The organism is Roseitalea porphyridii, from assembly GCF_004331955.1.
Lineage (GTDB): Bacteria > Pseudomonadota > Alphaproteobacteria > Rhizobiales > Rhizobiaceae > Roseitalea > Roseitalea porphyridii.
The window spans coordinates 3,454,448-3,479,674 of record NZ_CP036532.1; the positions used below are offsets into that span (position 1 = coordinate 3,454,448).

The 25,227-nt window shown below is 68.9% G+C and carries 19 protein-coding genes and 1 pseudogene; 9 read left to right on the forward strand and 11 right to left on the reverse strand.

Annotation, left to right across the window (positions count from 1 at the left end):
- Positions 1-69: 69 nt before the first annotated feature.
- The 4 genes from E0E05_RS16915 to hemC form a co-directional block, all read right to left on the reverse strand.
- The gene (locus E0E05_RS16915; RefSeq protein ID WP_131617759.1) at positions 70-2,034 is read right to left on the reverse strand and encodes a heme biosynthesis protein HemY; all 1,965 of its coding nucleotides are present in this window, start codon (positions 2,032-2,034) and stop codon (positions 70-72) included.
- 12 nt (positions 2,035-2,046) lie between these two features.
- On the reverse strand, positions 2,047-3,672 hold the full coding sequence (locus E0E05_RS16920) for a COG4223 family protein (RefSeq protein ID WP_131617760.1): 1,626 nt from the start codon (positions 3,670-3,672) through the stop codon (positions 2,047-2,049).
- 90 nt (positions 3,673-3,762) lie between these two features.
- Complete coding sequence (locus E0E05_RS16925) at positions 3,763-4,503, reverse strand: uroporphyrinogen-III synthase (RefSeq protein WP_131617761.1); 741 nt, start codon at positions 4,501-4,503, stop codon at positions 3,763-3,765.
- Between the two features lie 2 nt (positions 4,504-4,505).
- A complete protein-coding gene (gene hemC / locus E0E05_RS16930) occupies positions 4,506-5,540 on the reverse strand; it encodes a hydroxymethylbilane synthase (protein WP_131617762.1) in 1,035 nt (344 codons plus the stop codon).
- Here hemC and tsaD point away from each other — a divergent pair.
- The 4 genes from tsaD (at position 5,539) to E0E05_RS16950 (ending at position 8,791) form a co-directional block, all read left to right on the forward strand.
- Positions 5,539-6,621: a tRNA (adenosine(37)-N6)-threonylcarbamoyltransferase complex transferase subunit TsaD gene (tsaD, locus tag E0E05_RS16935; protein WP_131617763.1), complete on the forward strand. Its 1,083-nt coding sequence runs from the start codon at positions 5,539-5,541 to the stop codon at positions 6,619-6,621. The genes hemC and tsaD overlap by 2 nt on opposite strands.
- Positions 6,618-7,598 (forward strand): NAD(P)H-dependent glycerol-3-phosphate dehydrogenase, encoded by a 981-nt coding sequence (locus E0E05_RS16940; RefSeq protein ID WP_131617764.1) that lies wholly within the window; start codon positions 6,618-6,620, stop codon positions 7,596-7,598. The genes tsaD and E0E05_RS16940 overlap by 4 nt, the downstream gene beginning before the upstream one ends.
- Positions 7,599-7,686: 88 nt before the next feature.
- On the forward strand, positions 7,687-8,118 hold the full coding sequence (locus tag E0E05_RS16945) for an EVE domain-containing protein (protein WP_131617765.1): 432 nt from the start codon (positions 7,687-7,689) through the stop codon (positions 8,116-8,118).
- Positions 8,119-8,191: 73 nt separating this feature from the next.
- On the forward strand, positions 8,192-8,791 hold the full coding sequence (locus E0E05_RS16950) for a YqaA family protein (protein ID WP_131617766.1): 600 nt from the start codon (positions 8,192-8,194) through the stop codon (positions 8,789-8,791).
- Positions 8,792-8,821: 30 nt separating this feature from the next.
- Here E0E05_RS16950 and acs read toward each other — a convergent pair whose 3' ends face one another.
- Together acs and E0E05_RS16960 are read right to left on the reverse strand one after the other, a co-directional pair.
- A complete protein-coding gene (gene acs / locus E0E05_RS16955) occupies positions 8,822-10,774 on the reverse strand; it encodes an acetate--CoA ligase (protein ID WP_131617767.1) in 1,953 nt (650 codons plus the stop codon).
- Between the two features lie 146 nt (positions 10,775-10,920).
- Entirely contained in the window at positions 10,921-11,865 is a 945-nt protein-coding gene (locus E0E05_RS16960; protein ID WP_131617768.1) for an NmrA family NAD(P)-binding protein, read from the reverse strand.
- A 98-nt stretch (positions 11,866-11,963) separates the two neighbouring features.
- On the opposite strand from E0E05_RS16960, the gene E0E05_RS16965 reads away from it, so the two are divergent.
- Entirely contained in the window at positions 11,964-12,995 is a 1,032-nt protein-coding gene (locus E0E05_RS16965) for a LysR family transcriptional regulator (protein ID WP_131617769.1), read from the forward strand.
- 116 nt (positions 12,996-13,111) lie between these two features.
- Here the strand turns inward: E0E05_RS16965 and E0E05_RS17765 are convergent.
- Both E0E05_RS17765 and E0E05_RS16975 read right to left on the reverse strand, forming a co-directional pair.
- A pseudogene (locus tag E0E05_RS17765) lies at positions 13,112-14,044 on the reverse strand (MFS transporter); the annotation flags it as partial.
- An 87-nt stretch (positions 14,045-14,131) separates the two neighbouring features.
- On the reverse strand, positions 14,132-15,016 hold the full coding sequence (locus tag E0E05_RS16975; protein WP_131617771.1) for an amidohydrolase family protein: 885 nt from the start codon (positions 15,014-15,016) through the stop codon (positions 14,132-14,134).
- 112 nt (positions 15,017-15,128) lie between these two features.
- Between E0E05_RS16975 and pyc the strand changes: the two genes are divergently transcribed.
- The 4 genes from pyc (at position 15,129) to E0E05_RS16995 (ending at position 19,662) form a co-directional block, all read left to right on the forward strand.
- Complete coding sequence (pyc, locus tag E0E05_RS16980; protein WP_131617772.1) at positions 15,129-18,593, forward strand: pyruvate carboxylase; 3,465 nt, start codon at positions 15,129-15,131, stop codon at positions 18,591-18,593.
- A 61-nt stretch (positions 18,594-18,654) separates the two neighbouring features.
- Entirely contained in the window at positions 18,655-18,915 is a 261-nt protein-coding gene (locus E0E05_RS16985) for a FitA-like ribbon-helix-helix domain-containing protein (RefSeq protein ID WP_131617773.1), read from the forward strand.
- Positions 18,916-18,955: 40 nt separating this feature from the next.
- Positions 18,956-19,240 (forward strand): FitA-like ribbon-helix-helix domain-containing protein, encoded by a 285-nt coding sequence (locus E0E05_RS17515; RefSeq protein ID WP_192900423.1) that lies wholly within the window; start codon positions 18,956-18,958, stop codon positions 19,238-19,240.
- Complete coding sequence (locus E0E05_RS16995; RefSeq protein WP_131617774.1) at positions 19,237-19,662, forward strand: type II toxin-antitoxin system VapC family toxin; 426 nt, start codon at positions 19,237-19,239, stop codon at positions 19,660-19,662. Before E0E05_RS17515 ends, E0E05_RS16995 begins: the two co-directional genes overlap by 4 nt.
- 6 nt (positions 19,663-19,668) lie before the next feature.
- On the opposite strand, the gene E0E05_RS17000 is transcribed toward E0E05_RS16995, so the two are convergent.
- From E0E05_RS17000 to E0E05_RS17010, 3 genes are read right to left on the reverse strand one after another with little or no spacing between them, the layout of a single operon-like run.
- Complete coding sequence (locus E0E05_RS17000; protein ID WP_131617775.1) at positions 19,669-22,977, reverse strand: error-prone DNA polymerase; 3,309 nt, start codon at positions 22,975-22,977, stop codon at positions 19,669-19,671.
- Between the two features lie 3 nt (positions 22,978-22,980).
- On the reverse strand, positions 22,981-24,534 hold the full coding sequence (locus E0E05_RS17005; protein ID WP_131617776.1) for a Y-family DNA polymerase: 1,554 nt from the start codon (positions 24,532-24,534) through the stop codon (positions 22,981-22,983).
- The gene (locus E0E05_RS17010) at positions 24,443-25,084 is read right to left on the reverse strand and encodes an ImuA family protein (protein WP_131617777.1); all 642 of its coding nucleotides are present in this window, start codon (positions 25,082-25,084) and stop codon (positions 24,443-24,445) included. The genes E0E05_RS17005 and E0E05_RS17010 overlap by 92 nt, the downstream gene beginning before the upstream one ends.
- Positions 25,085-25,227: the final 143 nt, after the last annotated feature.

Below are 25,227 nucleotides of genomic sequence, written 5' to 3' on the forward strand. Positions count from 1 at the left end.
GCCACCCCCATCCTGGCCGCCTGCGGCGCGGCGCGTTGATCACGCAAATCAATCTATGCCGCCACGCCGTCAAAACAACCGGAAGCGCCGGGGCTTGTCGGGCTCGGTCTCCGCATCCGGGTCAATGCCCGGATCGTCGGGGATCGGCGGCCGGTCGCTCCGTTCATCGTCCCTGGCGCCGTCCGACCCGCGCCCCGAGCCGTTCCGCGCGGCCTCGTCTCCGACCGTCGTCGCCCCGGCGGCGTCCGGCTTCGGGGCTTCGGACGGCTTTTCGGGCGCGTCGCCGCCGGTTTCGCCATTGCCCGCCGGCGGGTCTGCGGCAGGCGCGGGCGGCGCAGGCGGCTTCGGCTCGGATGCGGACGGTCTTTCTTCGGCGTCGGGGGCCTCTGCCGTGTTGGCCGTCCCGGTCGGCGCCGGTTCGGAAGCGTCGGCGGACGCCGGTGTCGCATCCTCCGCGTCGGCGGCGACCGCTTCGGCGGCCATCTCGATATCGGGATCGGCGCCCGACCGTTCGGCCTCCCGCGCGCGCCGGGAGGCCTCGACCCGGGCCTTCAGATCGACCGGCTCGCCCTTCGGCTTGACCGGTTCGGCCTGCGCGTCGACCACGTCGTCCTTGGCGCGCATCACCGCATCGGCCGCCGGAAGCGCCGGCACGACGCTGTCGTCCCCGTCATCGTCCGGCCGTGCGTCGCGGCGGGGCCGGCCCGGCTCCATCGGATCGAGATCGTTCTCGATCAGCGCGCCGGTGCGCTCGACGGGCACCTTCCATTCGAACGCGTCGATCCGCCCCGTCACCGGCGAGAAGGGCGCCCATTTCTCGGCGACGATGCCGTCCGCCGTCCAGGCCGGGTCGCGCGCCGCGCGCACCGCCCGCGACAGCCACTCGCGCACCTTGCCCTGATCGCCGGTCTCGGCGTCCTCGATGTCGGCCATCAGCATGAAGGCGCTCTCGCGGGGCTCGTTGCGCAGCAGCGCGCCGGCGGTCTTGCGCGCCTTTTCGAACTCGCCCGCCTCGAGCGCCATGCGGGCCACGATCAGCCAGCTCTCGGCCGTGTTGGGCTTGATCGATTCGAGCCGCTGCGCGCGCTTGAGCCGGTCGAGCGCCGAATCGCCCGGCCGCGCATTGACGTAGGCCAGGGCGACGTCCGGGTGCGGCTGCTTGCGCCAGCAGGTCTCCAGCACCTTGACGCCACGCCGCATCTCGTTGAGCCGGAAGCACGCCTCGGCCGCCGTCACCGCCGCCGGCGCGAAGCCCGGCGCCAGCTTGTGGGCCTCGAGCGCGGCCTGCCTGGTCTTCTGCGGATCGCTTTCGGCATTGTCCATGGCGAGCGCGGTCAGCAGCACCGCCCGCTTGCGGTCGGCGTCCTCCTTGGCGATCTGCTTGGCCTGCTTCTGCTTGTCGACGAGCTTGATCGCGCCGTCCCAGTCGCCCGAGGCGGTCTTCAGATCGATCGCCGCCTTGCCGGCCCAGACGAGCTGCGGCCCCAGTTCGGCGGCCTTTTCGGCATAGTGCTTCTGTGCCTCGCGATCGCCGAGCCGCTGCGCCTCCATGTAGAGCCCGCGCAGGCCGAGCATGCGCAGTTCGGGATCGTCGAGCATCGCCTCGAACTTGCCGCGCGCCTCGGCGTGCTTGCCTTCCAGCAGCGTCGTCTGCGCGTCCAGAAGCTGGATCAGCGGTTCGGTCGTCTCATTGAGCAGCCCGCCGGCCTGCTTGAGCATCTTGCGCGAGGTGGTGCTGTCGCCGGCGCCGGCCGCGATGATGCCCGTCGACAGCGACTGGTAGCCCCGATCGCGCTTGCGGGCGCGGAAATAGCGATTGACCCGCTCGGGCGATGTGAAGACGACGCGGATCAGCCACCAGGTGAACATGATCAGCGCGACGATCGAGACGATCGCGACGGCGGCGACCATCAGCGAGACGTTGATGAGCTGGTCGCCCACCGTGATCGCGACGTCGCCGGGCATGTCGGCCAGCCATGCGAAACCGAAGCCGAGCGCGAAGACGAGCGCGATGAAGATCAGGATCTTGATCATGTCCGGTCTCCCTTACTGGCCGGCTTCTTCGGGACCGGCGGCCGCCATCGCCGACGACAGCGCGTCGGCGACGAGCTGGTCGACCGTCCGGCGGGCGCGCACCTGGTCGATGAAGTCCTCGGACGCCGCGCGCGCCGCTTCGGGCAGCGTCTCCCACTCGGCCAGCGTCGCGTCGAGATCGCCTTCCTTCAGCCGCGCCTCCATGCGCGCGGCGATCGCGCCGGGCGTGTCGCCCTCGACCTCGCCGACCGGACGCACCTGCACCAGGCCGCGCGCGCTCGCCATCAGCCGGTCGGCGATCGAGGCGTTCTCATCCAGCCCCTGACCGGTGGCGACGATGCGGTTGGCGACCGGGCCGAACGAATCGGCAAGCTGCGGCACCGTCGGCACGCCCGAGGCGGCATAGTCGCGCAGCGCGGCAACGGTCTCGTCCTCGCCGGCGACGGAGGCATAGGCTTCAAGTTCGGTGGCGAACGCGCTGCCCCGGTCGATCGCCGACTTCAGGCCGGCCGCCGCGACCGCGCGGGCGACCGAGGCCGAGTCCGCGCCGCCCTCGGCGATCGTCTCCTCGGCGCTCGCAACCCGGTCGCGCAGCGCCGCCAGTTCCTCGTCGAGCCGCGCCCGCAACGCCTCGACGGACTGGCCGAGCGGCGCGATCTCGCCGGCAATGGCCTCCACCTCCTCGCCGAGCGCGCCCAGATCGTTCCGGATCCCCTCCAGCGCGGCGGGCACGTCGCCGAGCGCCTGGCCGCCATCGTCGCCAAGGTCGGTCTCGATCGCGGCGAGGCGGTCCTGCAGCGCGGCGATGCTGTCCTCGCCGCCGAGCGCGTCGGCGATCTCGCCCTCGAGCGCCTCGAGCCGTTCCGACAGGGCCTGCGCGGCGGCGCCATCGCCCGCTTCGCCCGATGAGACGGCCGATTGCAGCGATTGAAGCTCGGCGGAAACCGATTCGATCGCGTCCATCGCCTCGGCGCCCTGCTGGCGGGCCGCCTCGACGGCCGCATCGATCTCCGCGCGCGCCTCGGCGGACAGACCCGCTTCGCCGGTACCCGTCTGCTGCTGTTCGCCCAATTCGGCGATCCGTGCTTCCAGATCGGCGATGTTCTGTTCGATCGGCGTGGAGTCGAATGGTTCGGCTCCCTGGCCGACCGAAGGCAACGCACCGAACCATTGCAGGGCGGCGGCGGCAAACAGCGCGATCAGCGCGCCGATGATGCCGCCAAGCAGCGGCCCGATGCCGCCGCGGCGCGCAGGTGGCGGCGGCGTGGCCGACCGGTCGGCACCCCCATCGCGCACGCCTCCGGCGGCCGACGATCGCGTCGCGTCTTTTGCCGCGCCGCCCGCCGCGCTCGCGCTTGCGGCGGACTTCTCGGAGGTCGCGGGCGACGCCGCATCCGGACGCGCGGCCGCGTCCTTGCCGGCCTCACCGGCCGCCGCATCCTTCCCGCCGGACGTCTTCGCCTGGTCCATGGCGACCGGCTCGGCCGGGCTGACAGCGGGATCCGGCGCGCCTTCGGCCTTGTCGGGCGCCGGCTTGCCGGTATCCTTTGCGGCCTTGTTGGCCTCCAGATCGATGGTGACCGGCTTGCGGGTTCCGCCGCGTCCCGCGCCTTGCGACGGTCGTGCGCGTTTTGCCATGAACGCTCTCCATTGTGTGCGTCGGACCAGTTCTGATCCGCTTCTAGCACGGCCTTCGGGAATCGAAAGCCGTCAGCGCGGCAAGAGCGTCTATCGGCCGGCCATCGCCCGGCGCACGCACGCCACAAGAGCATCGTCGCGCGGTTCCGGCGATGCCGTCACGCTGCGCGACGGCATCGTTTCGAGTCGTCTGGCGACGCGCTCGGAAATGACGAAAAAATCAATTTTATCAAGCACTTCATTAAGGTCCTGATCCGCCACCGCCTCAAGGAACAGGCCGGCCGATACGCCCGAGTGGAACATGATGGCGTCGGGTGGCGCCTCACGCAGACACTCGATCAGCGTATCAGTCAGATGACTGACTTTTTCGACATCATAGGTCTCGATCAGCACCGGCGCGTATCCGGCATCGGACAGGGCGTCTTCGAGCGTGCCGGTGCGCACGCGGCCGCACAGGTAAAGGACGGACCGCCCCTTCGGCAGTTCGCTCGCGACCAGATCGGCAAGCGCAAGCGCGTCGCCATCCGCCGACATGACCGTCCCGGCATCGTCGGGCACGGCCGCTGCGGTCGCATCGCCCACCGTGAAGACCGGCTTGCCGGCAAGGGCGGCACGCAGCGCCGCGGGCGCGTGAGTGAGCGCCTTGGCACTGGTGACGACGACCGCGTCGCATGCCCCGGCGGCGGCGATCCGGTCTGCCGGCACGGACAGTCCGACCGTCCGCGTGAACGGCATGACGACGGGATCGAGCCCGGCCCCGGCGAGCGCGGCGGCCGTGCGCGAAGCACCGGGCTCGGGCCGCGTCACCAGAACCCGTGGCCGTCGCGTCACGATCAGACCCAGCTTTCGAAGAACGCCGATCCGGCCCGCGCGCGCAGCGTGTCGCCGGCGGCGCGGCCGAGCGCGGCGGGGTCGGATGCCGCACCGCTCGTCTCGATGTCGTGCGCCTCGGTGCCGTCGGGCGTCAGGATCGTCCCGGCAAAGGCGATCGTGTCCCCATCGATGCGCGCATGGCCGGCGATCGGCGTGCGGCAAGAGCCGTCAAGCGCGGCGAGAAAGGCCCGCTCGCAGGCGAGCGCGACATGGGTGTCGGCATCGTCGAGCGGTTCGACGAGCGCATCGGTGCGTTCGTCGCCCTTGCGGCCCTCGATGCAGATCGCGCCCTGCCCCGGCGCCGGCGGGAACACGTCCATTTCCATCAGATCGGTGATGATCTCGGCCATGCCCAGCCGCCGCAGGCCCGCATTGGCGAGCAGCGTGGCGTGCGCGACGCCCTCGTCGAGTTTTCTGAGCCGCGTCTGCACATTGCCGCGAAAGCCGACCACCGTCAGGTCGGGCCGCGCGCGGCGCACCAGCGCCTGCCGCCGCAGCGAGGACGTGCCGACGATGGCCCCCACCGGCAGCGCGGCAAGAGACGGCGCCGCCCGGCCGATGAACGCATCGCGCGGGTCCTCGCGTTCGAGGAACGCGTTCAGCGCCAGCCCTTCAGGGAGTTTGGTCGGCATGTCCTTGGACGAATGGACGGCCAGGTCGATCTCGCCCGAGGCAAGCTGCGCCTCGATCTCCTCGGTGAACAGGCCCTTGCCGCCGATTTCCTTGAGCTCGCGGTCCTGCACCCGGTCGCCCTTGGTCGAGATGACGACGATCTCGATCGTCTCGGCCGCCATGCCATGAGCGGCGACCAGCCGGTCGCGCACCTCGTGCGCCTGCGCCAGCGCCAGCGGGCTGCCGCGCGTTCCGATCCTGACCGTGCCGAACGTCCGTGCCACCGTTTGCTTCCCCCTCGATCCGTGATAGGCGGACAAATCCCTAACGCGAACCGCCACGAGCGGCAATCGACCCTTCGCCGGGTCCGCAGGATTACCCATGCCGACAGTCCTGGGCATCGAGACGAGCTGCGACGAGACCGCCGCCGCGCTGGTGCGCAGCGACGGCGATGCGGCGCGCGGCCGCATCCTCTCCAACGTGATCCACAGCCAGTTCGACGATCATGCGGCCTATGGCGGCGTGGTGCCCGAGATCGCCGCGCGCGCCCATGTCGACAAGCTCGATCAGGTGGTTCGCCGCGCGCTGGACGAAGCCGGAGCCGGCTGGGACAATGTCGACGCCATCGCCGCCACCACCGGCCCGGGGCTGATCGGCGGGCTGATCGTCGGGACCATGACAGCCAAGGCGATCGCTTTGGCCAGGGGCAAGCCGTTCCTGGCCGTCAATCACCTTGAAGGGCACGCGCTGACGCCGCGCCTGACCGACGGGCTCGCCTTTCCCTACCTGCTTCTGCTCGTCTCGGGCGGCCACACCCAGATCGTGCTGGCGCGCGGGCTCGGCGACTATGCCCGCTGGGCGACGACCATCGACGACGCGCTCGGCGAGGCCTTCGACAAGACCGCCAAGCTCTTGGGCCTCGGCTATCCGGGCGGACCGGCGGTCGAAGAGGCGGCGACGGCGGGCGATCCGGGCCGTTTCGCCCTGCCCAGGCCGCTGAAGGGCGAGGACCGGCCCGATTTCTCCTTTTCCGGCCTGAAGACGGCGCTACGCCAGCAGGCCACCGCGCTCGGCGACCTCGACGACCGGGACGTGGCCGACCTTTGCGCCTCCTTCCAGAAGGCCGTGACCGACACGCTGGAGGATCGCGTCAGGCGCAGCCTTGTCCGCTACCGCGCCGAGATCGCCGATCCGTCGCCGACGCTCGTCGTCGCCGGCGGCGTCGCCGCCAACCGGGCGATCCGGTCCATGCTCGAGACGCTGTGCGAAAGGCACGGCTTTGCCTTTCTCGCCCCGCCGACAGAGCTTTGTTCGGACAATGCGGCGATGATCGCCTGGGCGGGGCTCGAACATCTACGGCTGGGGCACGCCGACCCGCTCGATATGGCGCCGCGCCCGCGCTGGCCGCTCGATCCGTCAAGCGAGCCGCTGATCGGCTCGGGCCGCAAGGGCGCCAAGGCATGAGCGGCCGCGTCGCGGTGATCGGCGCGGGCGCCTGGGGCACCGCGCTTGCCTGCGCGATGGCGCGCGGCGCACCGGTCACGCTGTGGGGGCGCGATGCCGGCGTGGTGCGCCAGATCAACGCCGAACGGACCAACCGCTTCTATCTGGGCGCCGCCGAACTGCCGGGCGCGATCGCCGCGACCACCGATCTGGCCGAGGCGCTCGATGGCGCGCGTTTCGTGCTGCTGGCCGTGCCCGCCCAGACCATGCGCGCCATGCTAACCGCCATGGTGCCGCACCTTCACGCCAACATGGTGCTCGTCTCCTGCGCCAAGGGGATCGAGCGCGATTCGGGCGACCTGATGAGCGAGGTCATCGCAGAAACCGCGCCGGCCAACCGCGCCGCCGTACTGTCCGGTCCCAGCTTCGCCGCCGATGTCGCGCGCGGCCTGCCGACCGCCGTCACGCTCGCCATGGCCGACGAAAAGGCCGCGCTCGCCGCCGCCGAGGCGCTCTCCCGGCCCGGCTTGCGGCTTTACGCGGGCGGCGATCCGACCGGCGTCGAATATGGCGGCGCGCTCAAGAACGTGCTCGCCATCGCCGCCGGCATCGTCGCCGGACGCGGGCTCGGCGCCAGCGCGCAGGCCGCGCTGACCGCGCGCGGCTTCGCCGAAATGACGCGCGTGGCCGAGGCGCTTGGCGCGCGCGTCGAAACGCTCGCCGGCCTGTCCGGCCTCGGCGACCTGATCCTGACCTGCAGTTCGGCGCAGTCGCGCAACTTTGCCTATGGCCTGGCGCTGGGGCGCGGCGAGGACACGTCCGGGCTCAAGCTGGCCGAAGGCGTCGCCACCGCGCACATTGCCGCGCGCATCGCCGGCGACCACGGCATCGAGGCGCCGATCATCGCCGCCGTCGCCGACATCCTCGACGGGCGCCTCGGCGTGGACGCGGCCGTCTCCGCGCTGATGGCGCGTCCGATCAGGGTGGAAGGGCAATAGCGCGTTGTGAGAGACGGTCCGGCCTGATGACAAGCGGCCACGGCTTGCTCTATTCACCGTGCACCGTTCACCGATTTCCGAGGCCCCGATGTCGAATTACTGGCTCTTCAAGTCCGAACCGTTCAAATGGTCCTGGGAGCAGCAGAAGGCCAGGGGCGATGCCGGCGAGGAATGGGACGGCATCCGCAACTACCAGGCGCGCAACAACATGCGGGCCATGAAGCTGGGCGACAAGGCGTTCTTCTACCATTCCAACGAGGGCCTCGAGATCGTCGGCATCGTCGAGGTCTCAAAGGAAATCCATCCCGATTCGACCACCGACGATCCGCGCTGGGAATGCGTCGACGTCCGCGCCGTGTGCGACATGCCCGAGCCGGTCAGCCTGAAGGCGGTCAAGGCCAACCCGAGACTGGCCGACATGGCGCTCGTCACCTCGATGCGCCTTTCGGTGCAGCCGGTAACCAAAGAGGAGTGGCTCGAAGTGTGCCGCATGGGCGGCCTCGACGATCCGCCGCTGTGAGGCCGGGCCGCCCGATGCGTCTCAAAAAAGCCCCGATCCACGGCGAAATCCGGGAAAAAAGACGGATGGTGTCGTGACGGGACGATCGTTCAAGCGATGGCTGGCGCGCGTGCGCCAGGGCCGGGCGGGCATCACCGGCCTGTTCTGGCTGTCGGCCGGCGAGACCACCATCCTGCCGATGCCCGTCGAACTGGTGCTGCTGCCGCTGATGCAGTACGCGCGCGACCATGTCTGGCGCATGGCGACCAGCGTGACGCTCGGCGCGCTGGCCGGCGCGGTGGTCGGCTACTTCATCGCCTATTTCTTCATGGAGGCGGCGGGCAACAGCTTCGTCGCGCTGGCCGGCTGGCAGGACGAGCAGGCGCGTTTTGCCGAAATGTTCGACCGCTACGGCTTTCTGGCGATCGTGCTTGTCGGCATGCTGCCACCGATCCCGTTCCAGCTCGCCATCGTTTCGGCCGGCGCGACGGGCTATCCGTTCGCGCTGTTCGTCGCCGCCACGCTGATCGCGCGCGGCACGCGCTATTTCTTCCTGGCCCTGATGGTGCACCTGTTCGGCGACCATGTCGCCGCCGCCTACGCCAACAATCGCGCCCTTGCGGTCGGCGTGCTGATCGCGCTGTTCTTCGGCGCGGTCGGCCTGATCGTCTATTTCGAGCGCGGCTTCGCCTGACGCCCGCAGGGAGCGTCAGGCGCCGGCCGGTCAGTGCTTGTTCTGCCGGTTCTCGATCAGATCGTTGACAACCGACGGATCGGCCAGCGTCGAGGTGTCGCCCAGCGACGAGTAGTCGTCCTCGGCGATCTTGCGCAGGATGCGTCGCATGATCTTGCCCGAACGGGTCTTGGGCAGGCCCGGCGCGAACTGGATCTTGTCGGGCGAGGCGATCGGCCCGATCTCGCGGCGCACATGCTGGACCAGTTCCTTGCGCAGCGCGTCGTCGGCATCATAGCCGCTCATCAGCGTCACGTAGCAGTAGATGCCCTGGCCCTTGATGTCGTGCGGGTAGCCGACCACGGCGGCCTCGGCCACCGCGTCGTGGCTGACCAGCGCCGATTCCACCTCGGCCGTGCCCATCCTGTGGCCCGACACGTTGATGACGTCGTCGACCCGGCCGGTGATCCAGTAATAGCCGTCCGCATCGCGCTTGCAGCCGTCGCCGGTGAAGTACTTGCCCTTGTAGTTGGAGAAGTAGGTCTGGATGAAGCGCTCGTGGTCGCCGAACACGGTGCGCATCTGGCCGGGCCAGGAATCGATGATGCACAGATTGCCCTCGGCGACGGTTTCGGTGTGCACCTGCCCCTCATTGTCGACCAGTTGCGGCTGGATGCCGAAGAAGGGCCGCGTTGCAGAGCCCGGCTTGAGCTTGGTCGCGCCGGGCAGCGGCGTGATCATGATGCCGCCGGTCTCGGTCTGCCACCAGGTGTCGACGATCGGGCATTTCTTCTCGCCGACGACGTTGTGGTACCATTCCCAGGCCTCCGGATTGATCGGCTCGCCGACCGAACCCAGCAGCCGCAGCGATTTGCGCGAGGTGCGGTTGACGTAGGAGACGCCCGCTCCCATCAGCGCGCGGATCGCGGTCGGCGCGGTGTAGAAGATCGTCACCTGATGCTTGTCGACCACCTGCCAGAAGCGCGAGGCGTCCGGATAGGAGGGCACGCCCTCGAACATCAGCGTCGTCGCGCCGTTGGCGAGCGGGCCGTAGACGATGTAGGAGTGGCCGGTCACCCAGCCCACATCGGCCGAGCACCAGTAGATGTCGCCGTCCTGGCAGTCGAACACGTACTGGTGCGTCATCGAGGCGTAGACCAGATAGCCGCCCGTCGTGTGCAGCACGCCCTTGGGCTTGCCGGTCGAGCCGGACGTATAGAGGATGAACAGAGGGTCCTCGGCCTTCATCCTGGCCGGCGGGCAGTCGGCCTTTTCGGCCTTGACCGCATCGTGATACCAGACGTCGCGCTCGGAGTACCAGTCGATCTTGCCGGCCGTGCGCTGGACGACCAGTACCGTGTCGACGCTGACGCCCTCGCGTTCGGCCTCCTCGATCGCCAGGTCGACATTCTTCTTGAGCGGAATGACCCGGCCGCCGCGCAGCCCCTCGTCGGCGGTGATCACGAAATGGCTCTGGCAGTCGACGATGCGGTCGGCGAGCGCGTCCGGCGAGAAGCCGCCGAAGACGATCGAGTGGATCGCCCCGATCCGCGCACAGGCCAGCATCGCGTAGGCGGCCTCGGGGATCATCGGCATGTAGATCGTCACCCGGTCGCCCTTCTTGACGCCGCGTCGCTTGAGCACGTTGGCGAGCCGGCACACATGCTCGTAAAGCTCGCGATAGGTGATCTTCTTGTCGTCGTAGGGATTGTCGCCTTCCCAGATGATGGCGACCTGATCGCCCCGCCGTTCCAGATGCCGGTCGACGCAGTTGTAGGCGACGTTGGTGACGCCGTCCTCGTACCATTTGATCGAGACCTTGCCGGTGAACGAGGTGTTCTTGACCTTGGTGTAGGGCTTGAACCAGTCGATCCGCTGGCCGTGCTTCATCCAGAACCCTTCGGGATCGTCGATCGACTGCTTGTACCAGGTCTTGTAGGTGGCCTCGTCGATCAACGCCTTCTTCTTGACCGCCGCCGGTACCGGATACACATCAGCTGACATCGGATTCCTCCACTGGGTTCGGGCGCGCGGCCCCTCATGCTCGGTCCGCCCGGCCTCTCCCGTGACCCGGCGCGTGGGCCCCGTCTAACGCGAAGCCTCTCTGCGCGTAAATTAGACCATGGACAACCAGCGCGACCGGATCGATCCTAGCGGCGCTCCCCGTCCAGCTTCAAGTCGGCGACCGCCTGCCGCAGCGCGTCGTCGAGCGGCGTGTGCGGCTCGGTGCCGATCAGCGCGGCGAGCTTCGATCCGTCCAGCGAATGCGGCACGTCCCACAGGTAGCGCATCTTGATCACCTCGCGCAGGACCGGGTTAAAGAGGCCCACGATCCGCAGCAGCCGCCACGGCACCGACCCGGGCTTGAGCGAACGGCCCACCGCCGCCTCCATGGCAGTGTGAAACTGCGCGCCGGTCACCGTGTGACCCGACAGGTGGAACCGCTCGAACCGGCCCAGTTCCCCGCGCTTTTCGGCGACCGCCACGAAGGCCGCGCCGAAATCGGGCAGGTAGGCGAACGCGTGCGGCACGTCCAGGCGCCCCGGCCAGACGAACCGGTTCTTGCGAAGATCCTTGGCGATGACCAGATCGAGCCAGCTTCCGTCGACCGGCCCGCCGAAGAAGTCGCCCGCGCGCAGCACGATGGTCTGCACGCCCTCGGCCGCGGCGGCGCGGAACTTCTCCTCGATGTCGACGCGCAGGCGCCCCTTTTCCGTATCCGCCGGCATGGGTGCGTCCTCGGACGTATCCATCCCGATGCCGGTGCCGAAATTGTAGACATTGCCCGGCAGCATCAGCGTCGCGCCGGCCGCCTTCGCCGCCGCAAGGACGTTCTCGGCCATCGGCACGACGTGCGTGGCCCATTTGTCGTAGGTCGGGTTGAGCGCATGCAGGACCACGTCCGCCCCGGCGCAGGCGTCGATCATGGCCTGGCGATCGAACGCGTCGGCCTCGACCGGCTCGACGCCCTGTGGCAGACGCTTCAGCTTTTCGCCGCGCGCGATGCCGCGCACGGTCCAGCCGGCGGCGACGAAGGCGCGTGCGGCGTTGAAGCCGATGCGACCGGCCGCGCCGGCAATGACGATGGTGCTCATATTGGTTCTCCTTCTCGGATCGTGTTGTCGGAACCGGTATGAGCCCTTCCCTTACGTATCGATAGACCAGATTGCGGATGTTTGGTATTCATTGGTGGATGGAACATCTTCGCTTCGACTGGAACCTGGTTCGCAGCTTCCTCGCCGTGATCGAGGCGGGTACGCTGAGCGGCGCGGCGCGCGCGACCGGCGTGTCGCAACCCACGCTCGGCCGCCACGTCGCCGAACTCGAGGCGCAGACGGGCCTCGTCCTGTTCGGACGGGGCCGGGCCGGCATGGTCCCGACCCAGGCCGCGCTGCGGCTGGCCGAGGAGGCGACCGCGATGCGCGACAGCGCCGCCGCCTTCGCCATGGCGGCCGCCGACCAGGAGACCCGGGTCGAGGGCGTCATCCGGATCACCGCCAGCCGCGTCATGTCGACCTACGTTCTGCCGCCGCTGCTGACCGATCTGCACCGCGCCGAGCCGGCGCTCGAGATCGAACTGGCGCCGAGCGACGCGATCGCCAACCTGCTCGCGCGCGATGCCGACATCGCCGTGCGCATGGCCCGGCCGACCCAGAACGACCTGATCGCACGCAAGGTGGGCGATTTCGCCATGGGCGCGTGGGCGCATCCGGACTATCTGTCGCGCGCCGGCACGCCCGCCGATCTGGACGCCCTGTTCCGGCACACGCTGATCGGCTACGACCGGTCGGACCTGATCGAACGGGGCATGCGGCGCCTGATCGGCTACTATGACCGTTCGGCGTTCCACATCCGCACCGACGACCAGATCGCCTACTGGGAGCTGGTCAGGGCGGGCGCCGGCATCGGCTTCGGTCCGATCCACGTGGCGCGGCGCTCGGGTGAACTGGTTCGCGTCCTGCCCGAACTGGCCATCGACCCGCTGCCGGTCTGGCTCGCCTCGCACCGCGAACTGCGCCACAGCGCAAAGGTGCGGCGGGTCTACGACTTTCTTGCCGAGGCGCTGTCGGCCCTGCCGCTCGATCGCGACGGCAGTCCGGGAACGACCAGTCCGGCGAGAGCGACCGCGACGACGACCACGCCCCACGCCGCGAACACGACCGCGAGCGAGAACGCGTCGGCGACCGCACCGACGAAGGCGGGCACGAACAGAAGGCCGGCATAGCCGAAGGTGGTGATCACGCCGATCGAGACGGCCGGCGGCAGGCCTTGATAGGCGCCGGCGGCCGAGAACATGATCGGCGCCAGATTGGCCATGCCGATCCCCGCGACCAGAAAGGCGAGGCAGGCGAAGACGAAGCCCGGCGCCATGCCGGCGGCGACGAGCCCGGTCGCAGCCAGCAGCGCGCTCGCCACGAACATCGGCCGGTCGCCGAAACGGCCACGCAGGCTGTCCCCGGTAAGCCGCATCGTCGCCATGGTGGCCGAGAAGGCGGCATAGGCATAGCCGCTGACCACCAAAGGCGCGCCCAGTTCCTCGCGCAGATACAGCGCGCTCCAGTCGATGACCGTGCCCTCGGGCGCATAGGCCAGCAGCGTGACCAGGCCGAGCACGTAGATGCCCGGCGACCGGGGCAAGCCCCGCCATCCGCCAGAACCGGTGCTCTGGCGCATCGCCGCGTCGTCGGGCCGGTAGTGACCGAAGGCCCAGACCGCCAGCACCAGGACGATCGCGCCGACGATCAGCGCGTGGCCCATCTCGCCGAAGGCGGCGATCATCGCGCCGCCGGTGAGGCCGCCGGCCACCCCGCCCAGCGACCAGAAGCCATGGAACGAGGACATCACCGGCCGACCGAGCGCGCGCTCGACGCCGATGCCGTTGGCGTTCATCGCATTGTCCATCGCGCCCAGGAACACGCCGAGCCAGAGCAGCGCCAGCGCCGCCGCGGGCAGCGAAGGCGCCAGCGTCAGCAGCACCAGCGACGGCGCCAGCAGGACCGAGGTCCAGCGCACCACGGCGACCGAGCCGATGCGGGTGACCATCCATGCCCCGCCGATCAGCGCGAACACCGCGCCGATGCCGAACAGCACGATCAGACGCCCCAGCACGGCCTCGGAGATGCCGAGCCGCTCGACCAGCACCGGGATCTTCGTCGCCCAGTGGCCGACCATGAAGCCGTTGACGAAGAACGCCGCGTACACCGCCAGCCGCGCCAGGTGCAGGCGCCGGGCATCGCGCGGTGCGCCGGCTTCGGTGTGTTGAACGGTCGACATGACGGGCTCCGGGCAAGCGGCTCTTGGTAGTCCAGATCGCGCGCGGTTCAAAGCTTTGACGCGCTGGCGGCAAACAATTTTCGCGGCTCAGAAGTCGTAAAGCCGAGCCGGATTGTCGACGAGGATGCGCCGGCGCGTCGCCGTGTCTGTGACCACCCGCAGGAACGCGTTCAAGAGCGCACCCGCATCGGGCATCTTCGCATCGGCCAGCATCAGATGCGGCCAGTCGCTGCCCCAAAGGCATCGCTCCGGGTTGGCCCGGACCAGCGCGGTGACGAGCGCATCGGTCGCCTCGTAGGGCGCGTCGGCGAGCCGGTAGAGCCCCGAGAGCTTCACGAAGGCCTTGCCGTCGGCAAGGAGCGCGCACAGACGCCGGAAACCGGGCTCGTCGGGACCCGCCGCGACGTCGGGCCAGCCGATATGGTCGAAGACGACAGGCACCGGCATGGCGCGCACGCCGTCCTCGAGTTCGGCCATGTGCCGGTGCGCGTTCATCAGCATCTGCACATGCATGCCGCGCGCCTTCAGCCGGTCGGCCATGGCGGTCACCCCGCCCCAGCTCAGCACGCCGCCATGAACGTAGTTGAGCCGCACGCCGCAAAGGCCGGCTTCGGCGAGCGCGTCGAGTTCGGCGTCCCCGGCTCGGTCGTCGACCAGTCCGATGCCGCGCGCCCGGTCGCGGCCGAGCCGCGCGACCGCGGCCTTGGTCACCGCGTTGTCGGCCCCGTAGAGGATCGAGTGGACCACGACCACGCGGTCGATGCCGAGCACTGCCATGTGCCGCTCGTAAAGACCGATCCAGTCCTCGAACCGCGGACCGGGAGCGGGGTCCTCGACGCGGCCGTCCCAGAGCGGAAATTCCCCCGGGCCCGCCACCATGTGGATGTGGGCGTCGCACGCCCCGGCCGGCAGCGCCCGGTCCGGCGCGGCCGGTTCCGCGACCGGCATCTGCGCCTTCGGCTTGTCGGTCATGTCAGCTCCGTTCGTCTGCGCAGACGCAACCCATCCGTGTTTGCGCCGCACAATGCGAACCGCTAAACAGGCCCGGTTGCTTTTCTGCATTTCATAATCGGGGACATCGATCGTGGCCATCAAGAAACTGCTCGTCGCCAACCGGTCCGAGATCGCAATCCGCGTTTTGCGCGCCGCCAACGAACTGGGCATGACGACGGTCGCCATCTGGGCCGAGGAAGACAAGCTGTCCCTGCACCGGTTCAAGGCCGACGAGAGCTATCAGGTCGGCCGGGGCGGGCACCTCGACAAGGACCTCGGCCCGATCGAGAGCTACCTGTCCATCGACGAGGTGATCCGCGTCGCCAAGCAGTCCGGCGCCGACGCGATCCATCCCGGCTACGGGCTTCTTTCGGAAAGCCCCGAATTCGTCGACGCCTGCGACGAGGCCGGCATCATCTTCATCGGCCCCACCGCCGGGACGATGCGCGCGCTCGGCAACAAGGTCTCGGCCCGCAACATTGCCGTCGATGCCGGCGTGCCGGTCGTGCCGGCGACCGGACCGCTTCCCGACGACATGGACGAGGTCAGAAAGCTCGCCGCCGAGATCGGCTTTCCGGTGATGCTGAAGGCCTCCTGGGGCGGCGGCGGGCGCGGCATGCGCGCCATCCGCGCCGCAGAGGATGTCGAGCGCGAGGTGACCGAGGCCAAGCGCGAGGCCAAGGCGGCCTTCGGCAAGGACGAGGTCTATTTCGAAAAGCTGATCGAGCGCGCCCGCCACGTCGAGGTGCAGGTGCTGGGCGACACGCACGGCAACATCGTCCATCTGTTCGAGCGGGACTGCTCGATCCAGCGGCGCAACCAGAAGGTGGTCGAGCGCGCGCCCGCCCCCTATCTCGACGACGCCCAGCGCAACGAGCTGGCCGAATACGCCATGAAGATCGCCCGGGCGACCGACTATCGCGGCGCCGGCACGGTCGAATTCCTGATGGATGCCGACAGCGGCAATTTCTACTTCATCGAGGTCAATCCGCGCATCCAGGTCGAGCACACCGTGACCGAGGAGGTCACCGGCATCGACATCGTCAAGGCGCAGATCAGGATCCTGGAAGGCGAGACGATCGGCCAGCCCGGCTCCGGCGTTCCGGCGCAGCACGACATCACGCTGCACGGCCATGCCCTGCAGTGCCGGATCACCACCGAGGACCCCGAGCAGAACTTCATTCCCGATTATGGCCGGATCACCGCCTACCGGGGCGCGACCGGCTTCGGCATCAGGCTCGACGGCGGCACCGCCTATTCGGGCGCGGTGATCACCCGCTTCTACGATCCGCTTCTGGAAAAGGTCACCGCCTGGGCGCCGACGCCCCAGGAGGCCATCGACCGGATGGACCGGGCCCTGCGCGAATTCCGCATCCGGGGCGTGGCCACCAATCTGACCTTTCTCGAGGCGATCATCGGCCATCCCGATTTCCGGTCCAACAGCTATACGACCCGCTTCATCGACACGACGCCGGAACTGTTCACCGCCGTCAAGCGGCAGGACCGGGCGACCAAGCTTCTGACCTATCTGGCCGACGTCACCGTCAACGGCCATCCGGAAACCAAGGGCCGGCCGAAGCCGCCCGCGCACGCCGCCCCGCCCGAACCGCCCTTCCATGGCGGCCCGGTGCCCGAGCGCGGCACCAAGCAGATGCTCGACGAGATGGGCCCGGCGAAGTTCGGCCAGTGGCTGCGCGAGCACGATCCGGTGATGATCACCGACACCACCATGCGCGACGGCCATCAGAGCCTGCTCGCAACGCGCATGCGCACCTATGACATGGCGCAGATCGCCGGCACCTATGCGCGTGCGCTGCCGAACCTTCTGTCGCTGGAATGCTGGGGCGGAGCGACCTTCGACGTCTCCATGCGGTTCCTGACCGAAGACCCGTGGGAACGGCTGGCGCTGATCCGCGAGGCGGCGCCCAACATCCTTTTGCAGATGCTGCTGCGCGGCGCCAACGGCGTCGGCTACACCAACTATCCCGACAATGTCGTCAGGCACTTCGTGCGCCAGGCAGCGGCCGGCGGCATCGACCTGTTTCGCGTGTTCGACTGCCTGAACTGGGTGCCGAACATGCGCGTCGCCATGGACGCGGTCGCCGAAGAGGACAGGATCTGCGAGGCGGCGATCTGCTACACCGGCGACATCCTCAATTCGGCGCGGCCCAAATACGACCTGAAATATTATGTCGCCATGCTCAAGGAGTTGGAGGCGGCCGGCGCGCACATGATCGCCATCAAGGACATGGCCGGCCTGCTCAAGCCGGCCGCCGCCTCGGTCCTGTTCAAGGCGCTGCGCGAGGAAACCGACCTGGCGCTGCATTTCCACACGCACGACACGTCGGGCATCGCCGCTGCCACCATCCTTGCCGCGATCGATGCGGGCGTCGATGCGGTCGATGCGTCGATGGACGCGCTGTCCGGCCTGACGGCGCAGCCCTGCCTTGGTTCGATCGCCGAGGCGCTGACCGGGACGAGGCGCGATCCCGGCCTCGATCCGGAATGGATCCGGCGCATCTCGTTCTACTGGGAGGCGGTGCGGCACCAGTACGCGGCGTTCGAGAGCGACCTGAAGGGCCCGGCCTCGGAGGTCTACCTGCACGAGATGCCCGGCGGCCAGTTCACGAACCTGAAGGAACAGGCGCGCTCGCTGGGTCTGGACACGCGCTGGCACGAGGTGGCGCGCGCCTATCACGACGTCAACATGATGTTCGGCGACATCGTCAAGGTGACGCCGTCCTCCAAGGTGGTCGGCGACATGGCGCTGATGATGGTCAGCCAGGACCTGACCGTCGCGGACGTCAAGAACCCGCAAAAGGACATCGCCTTCCCCGATTCGGTCGTCTCGATGATGCGCGGCGATCTCGGCCAGCCGCCGGGCGGATGGCCCACCGACATCCAGACCAAGGTGCTCAAGGGCGAACAACCCTATACCGACGTGCCCGGCTCGCTGCTGGCGCCCGAGGACATGGAGGCGCGCCGCGCCGAGATCGAGGAGAAGATCGGCCGGCAGGTGAACGAGTACGAGTTCGCCGCCTATCTGATGTATCCCAAGGTGTTCACCGATTTCGCGCTCGCCCAGGACAAGTACGGCCCGGTCAGCAATCTGCCGACGCCGAACTATTTCTACGGCCTGCCGGCCGGCGAGGAGATCCTGGTCGACATCGAACGCGGCAAGACGCTGGTGATCCGGTGCCTTGCGATCGGCGAGCCGGACGACAAGGGCATGGTCACCGTGTTCTTCGAACTCAACGGCCAGCCGCGCCGCGTCAAGGTGCCCGACCGGGTGCATGGCGCCGAAAGCTCGGTCGCCCGCCGCAAGGCCGAGGACGGCAACGCCGCCCATGTCGGCGCGCCGATGCCCGGCGTGATCTCGACCGTCTCGGTCGCCTCCGGACAGGAGGTCAGGAAGGGCGACGTGCTGGTCTCGATCGAGGCGATGAAGATGGAGACCGCGCTGCACGCCGAGCGCGACGGCACCGTCTCCGACGTGCTGGTCAAGGCCGGCGACCAGATCGACGCCAAGGACCTTCTGGTGATCTATGCGGGGTAGCTTGTTGCCCGACAGGTCGCCCCCTATGATGGGGTGAGACCCGTTGGCGATGGAGGTGCCAGTGGCAGACATCGTGATCCGCGACGTTCCGGAGCATATGCGTGCCGATCTCGAGGCGCGCGCCCGCCAGAGTGGGCGGAGCCTGTCCGACGAGGCCAAGGCTCTGCTGGATGATGTCATCGAGGCGGGCCGCGCTCGGCAGGCCGGGCAGCACAACGCATTCGACGCGCTGCGTGAAGCCTTTGAAGGTGCATTCATGACCGACGAGGAACATGCCGACTTCATGCAGGCGGTCCAGGAGATGCGCCGCGAGGTCCGCTGAGATCATTGACAGATGATATCAGCGATATCATCATGTCGCGATGAGCGATTTGTTGATCAGAAACATCTCCGAGCCGTTGCGGATGGAGCTGAAGGCGCGGGCTGCGCGCAGTGGCCGCAGTCTGTCCGACGAAGCCAAGGACTTGCTGCGCAAGGGACTGCGGGAGCCGGAGAGAGCACCGCAAGAGGCGGATTTGGATACATTCGATCTCTTACGCCTGCCCTTCCTGGATGCACTTCTGACAGAGGACGAGCATCGGAAGTTGATGGAGGCAACGTCGGAAAGCCGTCGGCACGCAAGTCGTGACGTTCCCGATTTCGAATGATTGTCCTCGATACCAACATCATCTCCGAGACCCAGAATACGAAATTCGATCAGAATGTTGGACAGTGGATCAGGCGGCAGGACATCGGATCCCTTTATCTGTGTGCCCCCGTTGTCGCGGAACTGGCTTATGGCGCTCAGCGCGTCCTGCTCCGCGATCGATCAGATCGATATTTGAGGGCGCTCGATGAGCAGGTGGAGACCAGATTTGGCGGCCGCGTGTTGGCCTTCGATCTGATGGCCGCCCGGCAATATGGCGTGATCCGGGCGCGCGCCGAACGAGATGGAAGGCCACGAACCGATATAGACCTCATGATCGCCGCCATCTGCCTGACCCATGGTGCGACGCTCGCCACCCGCAACGTGCGCGATTTCGCCGATTTCGGGCTCGACCTGGTCAACCCGTTCGACCCGGCCGGCTGACATCGTTCAATGAAAATCCCGGCTTTTCGGGATCACGCGCACATTGCGCGGATGCCGTCCGGCATGGCCCATCACCGGCCGTTTGACCTCGTCGGCGCGGGAGATTTCCGGCTCGAGCAGGTCTTCGGACAGCGCGGTCAGCCGGCCGGTCTCGTCGACGAGGTGCGTGGCGACGACATGGATGACGCCCTCGCTCGCCTGCACCGTGCCGTGCACCGCCATCAGCCGGGCGCCCATCACCACCTTGCGATATTGCTTCAGCACCTTCGGCCAGACCACCAGATTGGCCGATCCGGTCTCGTCCTCGATGGTGACGAACACCACGCCCTTGGCGCTGCCCGGCCGCTGGCGGATCAGCACGATGCCGGCGACCGCGACGCGCGCGCCGAAGCGCTTGTCCCTGAGGTCGGCCGTGCGGATGAAGCCGCGCGCGGCGAGCGTCGCGCGCAGGAAGGACAGCGGATGCGCCTTCAGCGACAGCCGCACCGTCTGATAGTCGGCGACCACATGTTCGCTCAGCGGCATGGCCGGCAGCAGCGCCGGCGTGTCGGCGCCCTCGTCGGCCGCCTCGGCATGGGTGAAAAGCGGCAGGTCGGGCGCCGGCTTGATCGCGCGCGCGTCCCACAGCGCCGCGCGCCGGTCGCGGCCGACAGAGCCGAACGCGTCGGCTGCGGCGAGCAACTGGATGCCCCGCGCCGACACCCTGCCGCGTGACCTCAGTTCCTCGACGCTCTCATAGGGCCGGTCGCGACGGGCGATCAGCTTCGCCGCGTCTTCGGTGGCGAACCCGTCGATCTGCCGGAAGCCGAGCCGCACCGCGCAGACCCCCGGCGCGAGCGGTTCGAGCAGATTGTCCCACTCGGAGAAGTTGACGTCCGGCGGCAGCACGGTCACGCCGTGCTCGCGCGCATCGCGCACGATCTGCGCGGGCGCGTAGAACCCCATCGGCTGCGAGTTCAGCAGCGCCGCGCAGAAGGCCGCCGGATAGTGGCACTTCATCCAGCTGGACACATAGACCAGATGCGCGAAACTTGCCGCGTGGCTTTCGGGAAAACCATATTCGCCGAACCCCTCGATCTGCGAGAAGCAGCGCGCGGCGAATTCGGGATCGTAGCCGCGCTCGACCATGCGGCCGACCATCTTCTCCTTGTGCGCGGTCACCTGCCCGCGCGAGCGGAAGGTCGCCATCGCCTTGCGCAACTGGTTGGCCTCGACCGGCGAGAAACGCGCCGCGACCATGGCGATCTTCATCGCCTGTTCCTGGAAGATCGGCACGCCGAGCGTGCGGCCCAGAATGTTCTTCAGTTCGTCCGGATCGTGTTCCGGCCCGGGCGAGGGATAGATCACCGGTTCCTTCTTCGACCGGCGGCGCAGATAGGGATGGACCATGTCGCCCTGGATCGGGCCGGGCCGGACGATCGCCACCTCGATGACAAGGTCATAGAAGGTGCGCGGCTTCAGGCGCGGCAGCATGTTCATCTGCGCCCGGCTTTCCACCTGGAACACGCCGACCGAATCGGCCCGGCACAGCATGTCGTAGACGACCGGATCTTCCTTCGGCACCGAGGCCAGCGTCAGCGGCCGGTCGTAATGCACCGCGATCAGTTCGAAACATTTGCGGATGCAGGTCAGCATGCCCAGCGCCAGCACGTCGACCTTGAAGATGCCGAGCGCGTCGATGTCGTCCTTGTCCCATTCGATGAAGCTGCGGTCGGCCATCGCGCCATTGCCGATCGGCACCGTCTCGACGAGCGGCTTCTCGGTCAGGATGAACCCGCCCACATGCTGGCTGAGGTGACGCGGCATGCCGATCAGCTCGTCGGCGAGCGCGATGGTGCGCTTCAGATGCGGATCGTTCAGGTCGAGCCCGGCCTCGTTGACATTGTCGCCATCGACCGTCGAGCCCCACGACCCCCAGACCGTACGCGCCAGCGCCGAGGTCACGTCCTCGGACAGGCCCATCACCTTGCCCACCTCGCGCACCGCCATGCGCGGCCGGTAGTGGATCACCGTGGCGCACAGGCCGGCGCGGTCGCGGCCATATTTGTCGTAGATGTGCTGGATCACCTCCTCGCGCCGCTCGTGCTCGAAATCGACGTCGATGTCGGGCGGCTCCTTGCGCTCCTCGGAGATGAAGCGCTCGAACAGCACATCGTGCTGGGCCGGGTCGACCGCGGTGATCTCGAGGCAATAGCAGACCGCCGAATTGGCCGCCGAGCCGCGCCCCTGGCACAGGATGTCACGGCTGCGCGCAAAGCGGATGATCTCGTGGATGGTCAGGAAATAGCGGGCGATGTCGAGCTTGCCGATCAGCGCCAGTTCCCTTTCGACCGTCGCGCGCACATGGCCGGGCACCCCGTCCGGATAGCGCCGCGCCGCGCCCTGCCAGGTCAGTTCGGCCAGATAGCCGTCGACGGTCTTGCCCTCGGGCACGGTCTCGCGCGGATAGTCGTAGCGAAGCTCGTCGAGCGAAAACGTGCAGGCGTCCGCGATGACCCGGCTCTCGGCGATCGCCTCGGGCCAGTCGGCGAAAAGGCGGGCCATCTCGGCCGGGCTCTTCAGGTGCCGCTCGGCATTGGCGTCCAGAAGCCGGCCGGCGGTGAAGATCGTCACCTTCTCGCGGATGCAGGTCATCACGTCCTGCAGCGGCCGCCGCGCCGGCGTGTGATAGTGCACGTCGTTTGTGGCGACGAGCTTCAGCCCGAAGGTCCTTGCCAGTTCGGAAAGCCGGTTGATCCGCGCCCGGTCGTCGCCGCGATAAAGATGCGCGGCGGCGATGTGGCTGACCGGCAGCGCCTCGCGCAGACGCGGCAGGGAAGCGGCGAACGCGTCGAGCCGCGCGCCCGGCACGGCGATCAGCACCACATCGTCGACACCGCCCAGCGTTTCGGTGGCCATCGCCAGCGTGATGTCGCAGGCGCCCTTGTCCTGCCAGGCGCCGTCGACCGTGCGCATCTTGCCCGCCGACAACAGCCGGCACAGGCGCCCGTAGCCGGCGCGCCTCTTCGGATAGGCGAGCAGCGAGGACGCATCGACCAGATCGAGCCGGCAGCCGATGACCGGCCGCATCCGCGCGGTCCTCGCCTCGCCATGCAGGCGGACGACGCCGGCCATCGTGTTGCGGTCGGCGATGCCGAGCGCGTCATAGCCGAGCGCGTGCGCGGTCAGCACCAGATCGACCGCGTCGGACGCCCCGCGCAGAAAAGAGAAATTGCTGGTCACGCCCAGTTCGACGAACGGGGCGGGCGCGTTGGGCGCAAATGTCCCCTCTTCGCCCAGGGTACGCTTGGCCGGGGTGAGCGGGGCTTCGGGCATGGTTCACGCGTCGAGCCCATGCACGAACCAGCGCGGCGGACCGTCGCGCCCGTCGCCGGGCAGCCCCTCGCGGAAGATCCAGTAGCGCCGCCCTTCGGCATCCTCGACGCGGTAATAGTCGCGCAGCCGCGCGGTCGATTTCTCGCGCCACCATTCCGGCGCGATCCGCTCGGGCCCCTGGCTCCTGACGATGCGATGGGTCTGCCGCCGCCAGACGAGCTGCGCGGGCGGGCCGTCGGGCACCGCGTACAGCACCTGCGCCTCCTCGGGCCGGACCAGGAGACGCAACGGGCGCGGCACCCCGTCCGCCGTCTCACCGGTGGGCACGATCACGCATTGCGTGCCCGCCGGCGCCAGCCCCTCGGCGCGCTCGGGCACATGGCTGTCGCGGGCGACGGGCCTGAGCACCGCGCCGGGACCGAGCCGGGCGACCAGCCGATCGATCAGCCGCGCCAGATCGATGCTCTCGTCGGCCGCGCCCACGAGCGCCTGCTGCGCCGCGCCGAGCGCTTCGTGGACGACCGCGTCGAGCGTCATCGCATCGAGCCCGAAGCCGGTGTCGATCCGTTCGAGCCGGTCGCGGAACAGACGGCGCAGATGGGCCGGGTCGCGGCTCGGACGGCTGGTCGCGGCCTCCACGGACGAAGACCCGCCATCGGCGCGGTAGCCGGTCAGAAGCAGCCGCCGCGCGCCGAGCTGGCGCGTGTCCATCTGGCCGGTCAGATCATCGAGAAGGCGATCCAGCACCGGGCCGATCGCCTCGACCTCGGTGACCGGCTCGGCAAAGCGGGCAAGCGCGCGCACCGGCGCGGGCACGTCGTCGGGCATCAGCGGCTCGGCCAGCCGGCCGAACGCCTGATCGAGCCTGAGCGGCGGATTTGAGGGCAGGTCGTTCCTGTGCCGGAAGCGGCGGGCGAGCGCGGTGCGCGGCACGCCGGCGACCGCGCCGACCGTTTTCAGGCCGAGGCGCTTAAGAAGCAGCACCGTGTCCGCGTCCAGCCGCAGCGCCGCGACCGGCAGCGGGCCGAGCCTTTCGGCAAGAGCGTCGGCTCCGCAAAGTTCGCGCGGGGCGGCGCCGAAGCGCGCCAGCGCCCAGGCCGCGCCGAGCGTCGGCGCGACGGCGACGCGCGCGGTCAGGTCGAGCCCGGCGAAGGCGCGGCGCATCTGCGCCAGCATCGCCGCCTCGCCGCCCCACAGATGATCGGACCCGGTCGTCTCCAGCATCAGCCCGTCGGCGCCGTCCACCCGCGTCCACGGACACCAGCGCTGCGCCCAGCGCGCGAGCGCGGAAAGCCGCGCCGCATCGGCCGCCATATCGGCGTCAGCGACATGCAGCGACGGCACCAGCGCCTTCATGTCGGTCAGCCGCGCGCCGCGCGTGATCCCGGCGCGGGCGGCCGCGCCGTTGACGTCGTGGACGAGACGGCCATGGGCGCCCTCGCGCGCCAGCACGAGCGGGGTCTGTTCAACCGGCGCGCCGGGGCCGCGCGTCCGGCGGCGCCAGCTCTGGATCGGAAAGTGCGGCAGATAGATCGAGACGATGCGTCTTTGCGTCATAGCCTGCTTCCCAGAGGCCCGGTTGAAGGTCGCGCGCGCGGAACAGTTCGGCCCGCCAGCGCGGCGGCCCGGGCGCGCGCGGATCGTAAGGATGGGCGAACGAAGGCCGGGCCGCGATGCGCCAGCGCCGCCGCGCCGCCGACAGGTTCGCCCGCGCCGAGAACCGGATCAGCACCGCGGCGGTGCCGGATCGCGCCGCGCGCATGGCCAGCCGCCGCGTGGCGGTGAAATCGAGCGCGGCCGGATCGCCCCAGACCTCGCCGATCACCGCGCCCATGCTGGCGCAGCCAAGGCCTTCCTCCATCGCCCAGAGCACGTCGCGCGCATCGCGCGCGCAGACCATGACGAGCCGGTCGGGATCGACCCCGAAGCGATGCAGGGCGCGGCCGTGCGGCCGGCCCGTCTCGAGCGCCGCCATGCGGTCCTGCACCCACAGGACCGGCCGGCCCGCCGGCAAGTGCGCCAGCGCGAAGCCGGTCGCCGCGCCGTCGCGCGGGGCGGCGAAGATCTCATCGAGATGCGCGACGGCCGGAAGGCCGTCCCGTTCCACCACCCGCTCCGTACGGGCTGGCGAACCCGCCGGCTCAGGCGCTTGCCCTGTCTCAAGCGCCTGCCCTGTCTTCGGCGGCCGATGCGCGCGCTCCGCCGCACCGCCGGAGACGGCGCGCAAACGCGTCAAAAGCGCCTTGGCCG

Bases quoted from the DNA above. Each gene is read 5' to 3' on its own strand.
- E0E05_RS16945 (WP_131617765.1), top strand. From the start codon at position 7,687: ATGTCGAATTACTGGCTCTTCAAGTCCGAACCGTTCAAATGGTCCTGG.
- E0E05_RS16940 (WP_131617764.1), top strand. From the start codon at position 6,618: ATGAGCGGCCGCGTCGCGGTGATCGGCGCGGGCGCCTGGGGCACCGCG.
- E0E05_RS16965 (WP_131617769.1), top strand. From the start codon at position 11,964: ATGGAACATCTTCGCTTCGACTGGAACCTGGTTCGCAGCTTCCTCGCC.
- E0E05_RS17000 (WP_131617775.1), bottom strand. From the start codon at position 22,977: ATGCCCGAAGCCCCGCTCACCCCGGCCAAGCGTACCCTGGGCGAAGAG.
- E0E05_RS17515 (WP_192900423.1), top strand. From the start codon at position 18,956: ATGAGCGATTTGTTGATCAGAAACATCTCCGAGCCGTTGCGGATGGAG.
- E0E05_RS16995 (WP_131617774.1), top strand. From the start codon at position 19,237: ATGATTGTCCTCGATACCAACATCATCTCCGAGACCCAGAATACGAAA.
- tsaD (WP_131617763.1), top strand. From the start codon at position 5,539: ATGCCGACAGTCCTGGGCATCGAGACGAGCTGCGACGAGACCGCCGCC.
- E0E05_RS16920 (WP_131617760.1), bottom strand. From the start codon at position 3,672: ATGGCAAAACGCGCACGACCGTCGCAAGGCGCGGGACGCGGCGGAACC.
- E0E05_RS17005 (WP_131617776.1), bottom strand. From the start codon at position 24,534: ATGACGCAAAGACGCATCGTCTCGATCTATCTGCCGCACTTTCCGATC.
- acs (WP_131617767.1), bottom strand. From the start codon at position 10,774: ATGTCAGCTGATGTGTATCCGGTACCGGCGGCGGTCAAGAAGAAGGCG.
- E0E05_RS16960 (WP_131617768.1), bottom strand. From the start codon at position 11,865: ATGAGCACCATCGTCATTGCCGGCGCGGCCGGTCGCATCGGCTTCAAC.
- E0E05_RS16915 (WP_131617759.1), bottom strand. From the start codon at position 2,034: ATGATCAAGATCCTGATCTTCATCGCGCTCGTCTTCGCGCTCGGCTTC.
- E0E05_RS16975 (WP_131617771.1), bottom strand. From the start codon at position 15,016: ATGACCGACAAGCCGAAGGCGCAGATGCCGGTCGCGGAACCGGCCGCG.
- hemC (WP_131617762.1), bottom strand. From the start codon at position 5,540: ATGGGTAATCCTGCGGACCCGGCGAAGGGTCGATTGCCGCTCGTGGCG.